General features: G+C 40.3%; 7 protein-coding genes. All 7 read left to right on the top strand.

Translation table 11 applies throughout. The annotated features are described in order from the left end of the window. Positions 1–9 precede the first annotated feature (9 nt). The 7 genes from FBR08_RS00995 (at position 10) to FBR08_RS00965 (ending at position 12,115) form a co-directional block, all read left to right on the top strand. Positions 10–3,165 carry an efflux RND transporter permease subunit gene (locus tag FBR08_RS00995; protein ID WP_158960776.1) on the top strand — a complete coding sequence of 1,052 codons (3,156 nt, stop codon included), beginning with the start codon at positions 10–12 and terminating at the stop codon, positions 3,163–3,165. Between the two features lie 13 nt (positions 3,166–3,178). Further along, positions 3,179–4,570: an efflux transporter outer membrane subunit gene (locus FBR08_RS00990; RefSeq protein ID WP_158960773.1), complete on the top strand. Its 1,392-nt coding sequence runs from the start codon at positions 3,179–3,181 to the stop codon at positions 4,568–4,570. Positions 4,571–4,740: 170 nt separating this feature from the next. After that, a complete protein-coding gene (locus FBR08_RS00985; RefSeq protein ID WP_158960770.1) occupies positions 4,741–5,874 on the top strand; it encodes an efflux RND transporter periplasmic adaptor subunit in 1,134 nt (377 codons plus the stop codon). Between the two features lie 96 nt (positions 5,875–5,970). Then, positions 5,971–6,384 carry an HYC_CC_PP family protein gene (locus FBR08_RS00980; RefSeq protein ID WP_158960768.1) on the top strand — a complete coding sequence of 138 codons (414 nt, stop codon included), beginning with the start codon at positions 5,971–5,973 and terminating at the stop codon, positions 6,382–6,384. Positions 6,385–6,464: 80 nt separating this feature from the next. Then, on the top strand, positions 6,465–7,853 hold the full coding sequence (locus FBR08_RS00975) for a TolC family protein (RefSeq protein ID WP_158960765.1): 1,389 nt from the start codon (positions 6,465–6,467) through the stop codon (positions 7,851–7,853). A 6-nt stretch (positions 7,854–7,859) separates the two neighbouring features. After that, on the top strand, positions 7,860–11,018 hold the full coding sequence (locus FBR08_RS00970; protein ID WP_158960762.1) for an efflux RND transporter permease subunit: 3,159 nt from the start codon (positions 7,860–7,862) through the stop codon (positions 11,016–11,018). 5 nt (positions 11,019–11,023) lie between these two features. After that, positions 11,024–12,115, top strand: coding sequence for an efflux RND transporter periplasmic adaptor subunit (locus tag FBR08_RS00965; RefSeq protein ID WP_158960758.1), 1,092 nt, complete (start codon positions 11,024–11,026; stop codon positions 12,113–12,115). Position 12,116: the final 1 nt, after the last annotated feature.

Below are 12,116 nucleotides of genomic sequence, written 5' to 3'. Positions count from 1 at the left end.
GGTAATTTCATGCTAAAGAAAATAATTCACAGGCCTGTATTGGCTACCGTGATTTCTGTTATATTGGTAATTCTAGGTCTTGTTGGACTGAAAGAATTACCTGTGCAGCAGTTCCCTGATATTGCACCACCTAGTGTGGCTGTTCATGCATCATATCCAGGAGGGAACGCTGAAACTGTACTCAAGTCAGTGGTTACTCCTCTAGAAGAGGTAATCAATGGAGTAGAGCGAATGACTCACATCGAATCTACTGCGAGTAATGACGGTACAGCGACTATTACAGTCTTTTTTGAGTTGGGAACTGATCCTGACCAAGCCGCTGTAAACGTACAAAATAGAGTTGCGCAAGTGCAGGGAATTCTCCCAGAAGAAGTAATTCGCGCAGGGGTGAATACCCAAAAGGAGCAACGAGGCATGATTATGGTTATTGATTTAATCAGTGATGATGCGACGCTTTATGACGAAACGTTCGTTCAAAATTACGCTCGAATTAACGTTGTACGAGCATTGAAACGCATCAAAGGAGTAGGAAACGTACAGCTTTTTGGAGAGAAAGATTACGCCATGCGCGTGTGGTTAGATCCCCATAAATTAGCGAACCGCGGGTTAACTCCCTCGGATGTAGAGCGCGCCATTCAAAATCAAAGTTTGGAAGTTGCTGCCGGTAATCTAGGACAAAATGCCGGTGGGGCGGTTCAATATACACTGACCTATCCCGGAAAATACAATACACCTGAACAGTTTGAACAAATTGTTGTTCAGGCAGATAGCAACGGAAATGTGTTGTACTTAAAAGATATTGCGCGAATTGAATTTGGTGCAGTAGCCTATGATGAGGAGAATAAGGTAAATGGAAATGAAGCCGTATCTATGGCTGTTTTCCAAACGAATGGATCCAATGCCAATGATATTCAAACACAAATATATGCCGTATTAGAGGAGTTAAAACCTCAATTGCCAAAAGGATTAAACTACAACGTGACCTTTGCGAGTAAAACGCAATTAGATGAATCAATTAATCAAGTAAAAACCACGTTAATAGAAGCCTTCTTATTGGTGTTTCTAATTGTGTATTTGTTCTTACAGGACTTTAGATCGACGTTGATTCCTGCTATTGCAGTGCCAGTTTCCTTGATTGGAACCTTGTTCTTCCTTAATATGTTGGGATTCTCCATTAATATGTTGACGCTCTTTGCCTTGGTGCTAGCCATAGGAATTGTGGTGGATGATGCCATTGTAGTAGTGGAGGCGGTCCATGCCACCATGATGATTGATGGATTAAATGCCAAAGAAGCGACGTCTAAAGCAATGAGTGAAATCACAGGGGCTATTATTTCGATTACCTTGGTGATGTCGGCGGTATTCTTGCCCGTTGGATTTATGACAGGACCTGTCGGGGTGTTCTATCAACAGTTTGCTTTTACTTTGGCTATCGCTATTCTAATTTCAGCAGTAAATGCCTTGACCTTGAGTCCGGCTTTATGTGCCTTGTTGTTAAAGAATCACTATACAGAGGAGCATGGAGAAACAAGTAAAAAAGGCTTTCTGAAGCGTTTCTTCTCTAGTTTTAACAATGGGTTTAACGCTTTGACGAATCGTTATGTAGGTGGAATTCGCTTCTTGCTGAAAAGAAAAGTATTAGGAGCTTCTTTGATCTTGGGATCAATTGTAGCGATGGTGTTGTTGATGAATGTAACACCCAAAGGATTCATTCCCAATGAAGATCAGGGGTTTGCCATGTTTGCTCTATCACTTCCTCCAGGGTCATCGATTGATCGCACAACAAAAGTGTTAAAAGAAGGAGATGATATTATGCGCAAGCATCCAGCGATTAAATCAGTAACGACAATTTCTGGTTTTAATATATTAGGTAATGCTGCCAGTCCAGCATACGGAATGGGATTTATTGCCTTTAAAGAACGCGAAGAACGAGGAGAGGTAACCGATATAAACGAAATTTTAGCAGATATAAACGGACAATTATCCACAATTAAAGAAGGAGATTTCTTTGTATTTGCCAACCCAACGGTTCCTGGATTTGGAGATTTTGACGGACTAGAAATGGTTGTTCAAGATCGAAAAGGAGGATCAATTAATGAATTCGCCGAGGTAGTGACTCAGTTTAATGCGGATTTAAGTGCCTCGGATGAAGTAGTACAAGCGTTTACTATGTTTAAGGCCGATTTCCCGATGTACAAGATTGTGGTTGATCCAGTGAAAGCGAAAATGCATGGGGTAGAAATAAGCGAGATGATGGCTGCGGTTCAGTTGTTTTACGGTAGTGCACAAGTGAATGACTTTAACCGCTTCGGAAAACAGTTCAAAGTGTTTGTACAAGGTGATGCACCGTTTAGAGCCAATGAAGATTCTTTTAAGACGTTATATGTTCATACCCAATCAGGAGAAATGATTCCTATCAGCTCTTTAGCTAAACTAGAAAAAGTATATGGACCCCAAGCCATCAGCAGGCATAACTTATTCAATGCTATTACAGTAAATGGCATTATTAGCCCTGGTGTTAGTACGGGAGATGCCATGGCTAAAGTAGAGCAGATCGCATCAGAGAAATTACCTACGGGATACGGAATTGAATGGCTGGGATTGAGTAAAGAAGAAAAACAATCCGGTAATCAAATGATTTTCATTTTTGGATTGTCTATTTTATTCGTGTATTTCATCTTGGCCGCACAATATGAAAGCTACATCCTGCCTTTAGTAGTCTTATTCTCTTTACCAGTGGGAATTATTGGAGTCTTTGTCGCCATTGGCGCCGTGGGAATTGCCAACAACATTTACGTACAAGTGGGACTCATCATGCTCGTCGGTTTATTGGCTAAGAATGCCATCTTGATTGTCGAATTTGCTGTACAACGCAGAAATGCAGGTTTATCTATTGTAGAAGCAGCATTAGAAGCATCGCGTTTGCGTTTGCGCCCAATTTTGATGACTTCCTTCGCTTTCGTTGCGGGATTAATTCCGTTGATGTTTGTGCAAGGATCTTCAGCTCAAGGAAACCATTCGATTAGTATTGGTACCGCTGGTGGAATGTTCTTCGGTGTAGTACTAGGGGTATTTGTTATTCCAATTTTGTATGTATTCTTCCAATATTTACAAGAGAAAATTTCAGGCGCACCCGCAACAACGGAACAATCAACGGAAGTTTAAAAAGAAATTTGACATGAAGAAATACCTATATATCATACCGGTTGCTTTACTCTTTACTGCTTGTAAGGTAGGAAAAGACTATGAGCGCCCATCCTTGGATAGTCCAACCCAGTTTTATGCAAATGCACAGACCGATAGTATAGCCAATACACTAGCGCAATTATCTTGGCAAAACTTTTTTGGTCAAGCAGAATTAGCACATTACGTACAAATAGCCTTAGATCAAAATACAGATTTGCAATTGGCAATCAAGAATATTGATCAAGTAAACTTGTTGTATAAACAGTCTAAAATGGCGTTGTTGCCTAATCTGACGATGCAAGTTGCAGGAACACATACGGAATGGTCTAAGAATAGTGAGATTGGCTTATCAGGAGCACCTCGTATAAGTAAAGATTACACGGCGCGTTTGGATTTGTCATGGGAGTTGGATGTTTGGGGGAAAATCAGGCGAGAAAAGGAAGCCGCTTTAGCTTCTTATTTGCAAACACAAGAAGTAAAAAGAGCGATTGAGAATCGATTAGTGGCAGAAGTGGCAACCGCTTATATCAATTTATTGATGTTAGATGAACAGTTGCACATTGCAGAAGAGGGATTAGTATTGCGTGAAAAGACATTTGCCTTGACTCAAAAAATGTATGAAATTGGAAATGAGTCAAGTATTGCTGTACAACAAGCAGAGGCACAATGGTTAGAAGCGCAAGAATTATTGCCTCAGCTAGAACAGGAAATTGCATTACAAGAAAGTGCGTTGGGCGTTTTGCTCAACCATTTTCCCCAAAAAATTCACCGCACAGCCTCAATTAATGCCCTTCAGTTTTCTACGGATCTAAATACGGGAGTACCAGCAGCGTTTTTAAGTCAACGCCCAGATATTCAAATTGCAGAATTAGAATTGAGAAAAGCCAATGCAAAGGCAGGAGCAGCTCAAGGAGAGATGTATCCAAGCTTAACTATCTCTGCTCAAGGTGGATGGAATGCCATCGAAGCCTCTCAATGGTTTAATACGCCTGCTTCTTTGTTTGGAACAGTAATTGGAGGATTGGTACAGCCTATCTTTCAGCAGAAAAAATTGAGAACAGCCTATGAAATTGCCGTAATCGAAAGAGAAAAAGCGGCAATTAGTTTTAAAAATGCTGTGGTAGTAGGATATGCCGATGTACACGATGCTTTAGTTAAAATTGACAAGATGCAAGAGAGGGAACAGGTTGTACAACAACGCGTACACCTTTTAAATACCTCTTTGGATCATATTCAAGTGATGTTTGGCTTGGATAAAGCCTCCTATTTAGAAGTTGTGAATGCGCAAGCATTGGCTTTACAGAGCAACTTGAATTATGCAGAATTGAAACGCGATTACTTAGCGTCAAAAATAGATTTATACCGCGCTTTAGGCGGACATTAATCGCAAGTGTTGTAATGATTACAAAAGCTGATTTCTTCCCTTAGAAGAAATCAGCTTTTGTTTTTATCGTACTTTCTGACTGGGTTGGAATAAAATGAAAAACCATTGAGAAAAGCGCTTTAAAATCGGTTGATAGTTCGTTATATTTGTATCCCTTATTGAAGTAAATTATGAAGAATACAAAAGTTAGAGCGCAACAAATTATAATGACCATTGGTTGTCTTGTTTTTTTGGTTTGGGTAGGTATTCGCGGGATGAATAATCGCTCATCAGAAACAAATGAAACCCAGGTAAAAGAAGAACAGTTGCCTCTTGCTTCAGAAGGAGTGCGAATAGAAGGAGTAACAGAAGAGGTAATCGTTGTTAATCAAACGTATCACACACAAGTGGCTGCATTGCCATCCGTTGCCATTCGAACAGACAAAAAAGGAGAATTAATTCAACTAAAAGTGGATGTGAATAGCCGCATTGAAGAAGGTCAGGATGTTGCGGTGATACGCATCGCTCAAGGAGATACTTTAGGTCTTGGGAAAGCCATGCGAAAAGCAAAAGAATCCAAACAGTTTGTCAAAGAACAATTGGATCAATTATTGGCGATTGATCGTGGAGAGGATGGATCTGAGGCAAAAGAAAAATACGACAAACAATATGCATTATACAATTTAGCTAAAAAAGAAGCCGCTGAATATGAAGAACAAGTCAACAAAGTTTCTTCTTCCGCTCAGGTAACCTATGTTGAAAAGACAATTAAAGCCAATAGTGCAGGAGTTGTAAAGCAAATTTTAGTCGGTGCAGGAAGAACGATAGATGAGAATCAGCCTTTGTTTACGCTACAGCAAGGACAGGCAAAATCCATTCAGATTGCAGTAAGCAGTGAAAACTATTTATTATTGCGCAATCAATTGCAGCAAACGCGAGCAAAGATTGTATTTCAGGATCAGTCTTCCCTACAATTGCCAGCCTCCGCGTTGGAGTCTCTAACCCAACAATCCATTAATGAAGAGGGGAAAATAGTAATGACTTTGAATGTTTCGTCAATTTCTAATGTTCAAGACATCCGAAATCTAGTGCTGACTATTTTAAATCTTCCAACCAAAGTAATAAAGGAAGAAGCGCTTTTCATGCGAGATGAAACAACGTATATCTGGACCGTAAATGCAGCAAATAAAATAGAAGCAACGCCTGTTGTCGTTGTGAAAAGAGCAGATGGGAAAGCGTATGTACAAAAGGGAAATACCGATTGGAATCGCGTATTGGTCGGTGATTTAAAAAAGGTAAAAGAAGGAGATACGTTCGCAAATTAACGGGGAAGTTGGTTGTCTAAACTGCGAAATTATACAACATATTTCAAAAGTTATGTAATGTTCTTTTAGGTGGGAGTTTATACCTTCGCCTTACATATGAAGAGAATATTAGTCATACTATTTAGTGTTATGTACTTGTTTTTGGCCTCTGGCTTCAGTACATATCAGCACATCTGCAAAGGATTTGTGCAACAAACGAGTATGGCTTTTGCTCAAAGTAGCGAAGAAAATTGTGCTTTTTGTAGCTTAAAAGGAAAAACGGTAAAAGAACCTAAAAAGAATTGCTGCCAAGACAAAGTTGAAGTTGTAAAAGTAAAGTCGGAAGTACAGAATTCAACGTTTAAGGTCCTCCAAGTTTCGTTTTTTCTAGATGCTATTTTGCATCGTTATTTTGGTGCAGTTTACGAATTTACTACTGCGCCAAAAGAGGTACTAATTCCCTATCTATATTATCTAGATTTAATAGAGGAAGTCCCCTTATACATCCTGCATTGCGTGTATAGAATTTGATTATAACAATACACTTTATACGTGTCTGCCTATAGGGTAGATGCTACTGAGTTATTGTATAATTAAACGCGTGATTTGAAATGAAATTCAATACAATAGCGTGTGTTGTTTTGTGGAGTGCAGCAACTGCTGTATCTGCCCAAACACTTACTTTGGAACAGGCCATTGAGCAGGTTACCCAGCGCTATCCTTTAATAAAAAGTAAAGAAGCCAAACTACAAGCTTCCATTTACAATACCCAAAATCAAAAGGGAAATTATTTCCCAGATTTAACTTTCGGTGCTCAACAGAGTTACGGAACAATTAATGCCCAAAACGGACCTTTATACGCTTATGGTGGATTGGGATCTGCGGCCACTTCTATGCCTTTGGAAGAACAGAATTGGAATGCCGCTTTTGGATCTCTTTATTTTGCCAACGTCAATTGGAACATCTTCTCTTTTGGTAAAACCCGTCAAGGGGTGGCCCTGATGAAAGACCAACAAGGGGTGGCTCAACAAGATTTAGCCCAAGAAATATTTAAACAACAAATCAAAGCTAGTGCAACTTATTTTAATTTATTGGGGGCACAGCGCATAGTGGAAGTACAGCAGCGAAATCTAGATCGCGCAAAGGTGTTTTACACCGTTACCGCAGCAAAAGTAAAAAGCGGATTGATTGCTCAAGTTGATGAACGCTTAGCGCAAGCTGAGGTGGCTTTTGCGGAAACAACATACATTAAAGCGTACGACAAAGAATTGGAATGGGACAAACAACTTTCTGATTTATTGGATATCGAACGCCAATCGTACGAATTAGATTCGCTGTTTTACACCCACAAACCGCTCATTTTTGAGCGAGAATTCACCCTAGAGAACCATCCGATTCTCCAATGGCAAGAACACAAAGTAAAGCAAAGTAAGACGATGGAGAAACTTGTACATCGCACTAGTTTGCCTCAATTGAATGCTTTTGGAATAATACAAGGACGCGGTTCTGGTTTTGATTGGAACTATGTACAAGACAATACGGCATTTACTAAAAACTACAGTAATGGCGTAGGTATTGACCGTAGTAATTATTTGGTAGGCTTGCAATTGACGTGGAATATCTCCCATTTCTTCCGCACCACATCCAAAGTGAAAGAGCAAGAGAAACTATCTGAAAGCTTGCGAGAAGAATATGCTAAAATGGATCGCGAGCTAGCAAATCAAGTGCTCTTAACAAAAGAACACTATCAAAATGCAACCACTATTTTGACGCATAGTACGATTGAAGTACACGCAGCCACTGTTGCTTTTGATCAACAAAAGGCACTGTATGATAATGGGTTAAGTGATTTAGTAGCTTTTACCCAAGCTTTATACACGCTACAACGCGCAGAAATTGCCTTTGAAGTAGCTCAAAATAACCTTTGGCAGGCGCTCTTAATGCAGGCTGCTGCTCAAGGAGATATTCAACTATTAGTCAACGCTATTCCCCAAAAATAATAGAATATGAATTTAATTCGCTTTGCTTTGCGCAAACCGATATCTATTATGGTATTGGTTATAGGTTTGTTGTTCTTTGGACTCAAATCATCCAAAGAAATTCAGGTGGATATTTTACCTGAAATGAATTTACCCGTGGTGTATATTGCCCATTCCTTTAATGGATATACACCCCAACAAATGGAAGGTTATTTTACCAAGATGTATGTTAATATGATGCTTTTTGCCAATGGGATTAAAAGTATCGATACAAAAAACACACAGGGATTAACCTTAATGAAAATTGAATTTTACGAAGGAACTGATATGGGAGAGGCGATTGCTTCTATTTCTGCACTGTCGAATCGCTCCGTAATTTTCTTGCCTCCAGGGGCACCACCACCTTTTATTATTCGCTTTGATGCCTCTTCTCAACCTGTGGGACAGCTGGTGTTTCGCTCAGAAACAAAAACGAATAACGAGTTACAGGATATTGCCAACTTCGTGGCCCGTCCATTCTTGATCAAAATTCCAGGAATGACAACGGCCCCTCCTTTTGGTGGTTCACCGCGTACGATTGAGATTAATATTGATCCGAATAAACTGCATACGCATCAGATGAGCCCCGAGCAAATCGTAGAAGCAATAAGCAGACAAAACGTAACCATGCCATCGGGGAATGTTTACGTTGGCGATAAAAACTATTTGACACCGACCAACAATACGCTCAAGACGGTAGAAGAGTTTGGTCGTATTCCTTTGTTTAAAGGACAAGTAGACAACGTTTATCTACGCGATGTGGCTACGGTAAAAGATGGCGCTGATATTACAACAGGCTATGCTTTAGTTGATGGAAATCGATCGGTTTATATCAATATTGCAAAATCCGGAAAAGCCTCTACGTATGATGTTGTAGAGCAATTGAAAAAGTCGATTCCGCATATTCAGAATAACCTACCCGAAGATGTGAAGATTTCGTATGAATTTGACCAATCCGTCAATGTAATCAACGCAGTAAAGAGTTTAATTGTTGAAGGAGTTTTGGGTGCTTTATTAACCGGATTAATGGTTTTATTATTTCTACGTGATCCTAGAGGGGCGTTGATTGTAATCCTAACAATTCCCATTGCCATTATTTCATCGGTGTTGTTCTTGAAATTATTCGGACAAACCATTAATATCATGACCTTGTCTGGATTGGCTTTGGCTATTGGTATTTTGGTCGATGAAAGTACGGTAACCATTGAAAATATTCACCAGCACTTTGCCCTCGGCAAGAGCAAGGTACAGGCTATTTGGGATGCGTGTAAGGAAATTGCCTTCCCGAAGCTATTGATTTTATTCAGCATCTTGGCCGTGTTTGCACCTGCCTTTATGATGACGGGTATTCCAGGGGCTTTGTTTATGCCTTTAGCCATGGCTATTGGATTTGCAATGACCGTTTCTTTCTTGTTGTCTCAGACTTTTGTGCCCATTATGGCCAACTGGATCATGAAGTACGATCCCGAGAAACATAAGATCCCGGAAGAAGCCAAAGGATTTGATAAGTTCAAGAATCGCGTTGTAGCCGGAATTGAGAAGGTGATGCCAGGCAAGAAAATCATAGCAACGGGAGCTGTTGTATTTGCTTTATTAGCGGTTGCTTTTATGTATCAAAACATCGGAAAAGACGTTTTGCCCGCAGTCAATTCAAGTCAAGTGCAACTGCGTATTACTGCACCCGAAGGTACGCGTATTGAACATACGGAAATGAAGGTGAAAAAGTTATTGGCTGAGGTAGAAGACTTATTTGGCAAAGAGAAAATTGCTATTTCATCTGCTTTCGTGGGGCAACACCCTTCTTCGTTTGCAGTGAGTCCAATCTACTTATATAATGCAGGTCCACATGAAGCCTCGATGCAAATTGCTTTTAAAGATTTTAGCGGAAATACGGATGAATTAAAGGATCAGATTCGCCAACGCATCAAAGAAAAATTGCCAGAATTAAAATTGACGTTTGAGCCAATTGAGTTAACGGAAAAGATTTTAAGCCAGGGAACCAACACGCCAATTGAGATTCGCATTTCAGGGATGATGCGCAAGATGAATATGATGACGGCGAATAAATTATTGGCGAAGCTGAATGAAATCGACTATATGCGCGATCAAAAGATGCCGATTTCGATGAATTATCCTGCCTATGAAATCAACATTGATCGTGTACGCGCTGCTCAGTTGGGGTTGGATGCGATGGATATTGCTAAGTCATTAGTAGCAACAACGGCGTCTTCGCGTTACACCAACCGCAATATGTGGGTAGGAGGTATGATGGGAATTGCCTATGATGTTCAGGTTCAAATGCCTCAAAATCAATTAACGAGTAAGGAAGAATTAGAAAATATTCCGTTGAGTAAAAATGCCGATCGCCCGGTATTAAGTGATGTAGCAACCATTACTGAGACCAAAGCCTTAGCAGAGAGCTATAACGAGGGGACCATGGGGTATGTAACGGTGATTGCCAATGTGCATCAAACGGATTTGAATCGAGCGAAAGAAGATGTAGAGCAAGCTATTGCTGAGTTGGGAGAATTGCCAAAAGGAGTAAACGTGGAACTAATGGGAATGGCACCTGTGTTGGATGATACCATGCAAAGTTTAGCAGGAGGATTATTAGTTGCCATTGTGGTTATTTTCTTGATGTTAACCGCTAATTTCCAATCGTTTAAAGTGTCTTTTGTGATTTTGACAACCGTGCCTTTTGTTATGTTGGGATCTCTGCTGTTGCTAAAAGCAACAGGGTCAACGGTTAATTTACAGTCCTATATGGGAATCATCATGTCCGTGGGAGTATCCATTGCCAATGCCGTGCTCTTGATTAACAACGCTGAGACGTTGCGCAAAACAGGATGGACTTCTACAGCAGCGGCTATTGAAGCGACCAAACTGCGTATTCGACCAATTGCCATGACCACGCTAGCGATGATCGCCGGTATGTTGCCGATGGCTATCGGACATGGAGAAGGAAGTGAGCAAGTAGCCCCATTAGGAAGAGCTGTAATTGGAGGACTTTTAGCTTCGACCATTTCTGTACTGGTAATCTTGCCCATGGTATTTGCTTGGGTCATGAATAAAGTAAACCGAGAATCTCCATCTTTAGATCCTGAAGATACAGAAAGCATTCACTATATACCGACTGAAAATAAATAAGAATCATGAAAAGAATATATATAACCCTAGTTAGTTTAGTTGTATTAACGGCCTGTGCAGATAAAAAAACGCCTGATACAGCAGAGAAAAAAGGCGAGGCAGGGATGATGATGCCCGGAATGAATAGCAAAGAAACAATAGCTATTGAGAAGAGCAATCCTGTAGTTCCCTTACAATTACCAGGTGAATTAAGAGCGGATCAGCGCACGGAATTATTTGCCAAAGTAAACAGTTATGTTACTGATTTACGCGTAGATATTGGAGACCCTGTAAAGAAAGGTCAAGTGTTACTGGTTTTAGAAGCCCCTGAGATTCAGGCACAAGTTTCGAATGCACAAGCAAAGTGGAAAGGCCAAGAAGCTGTTTATATTTCCACCAAGGCAACCTATGATCGTACCCTGAAAGCCAATGAAACTCCAGGAGCCATTGCACCAGATTACGTAGAGCAGATTACAGCAAAAATGCTAGCGGATAAAGCGCAATTAGCAGCTGCGAAATCAGCTTATGAAGAAATGCAAAACATCGATCAGTATTTGGTAATCCGCGCACCTTTTGATGGTGTTATCACAGACAGACAGGTTGATAAAGGTGCTTATGTAGGACCAATGAGTAAAATGCCCTTGTTGATTGTAGAAGATACCAATACGCTGCGTTTAAATCTATCCATATCAGAAGCAAATACCCCTTTTATCAAAGAAGGAGATACGGTAAAATTTAAAGTGAGAACCCTCCCGCAAAAAGAATTTACTGGCGTAATTACGCGAAAAGCCGGAAGCTTGGATTTAAGACTTCGCTCAGAACAAATTCAAGCTGATATCAACAACAAAGAACAGCTATTGAAACCCAATATGATTGCGGATGTAACCTTGCAATTGAAAAGGGAAGAAGCAAGCTTCTTTGTGCCTAAATCGGCCTTAGTGGAAAGCAACTTAGGTATTTATGTCATTGAAGTTAGAGGGGGCGTGGCTTATCACGTGAACGTGATAAAAGGAAGAGCTATGCCGATGATGGTTGAAATCTTTGGTGATTTAACCGAAGGAACACCAATCCTCAAAATGGCAACAGAAGAAATTATGCATGAACAAAAAATGAATTAAG

It is taken from the genome of Myroides fluvii, assembly GCF_009792295.1.
Lineage (GTDB): Bacteria > Bacteroidota > Bacteroidia > Flavobacteriales > Flavobacteriaceae > Flavobacterium > Flavobacterium fluvii_A.
The sequence above is the reverse complement of the archived record's forward strand: the minus strand, read 5'-3'. Positions and strand labels throughout refer to the sequence as shown.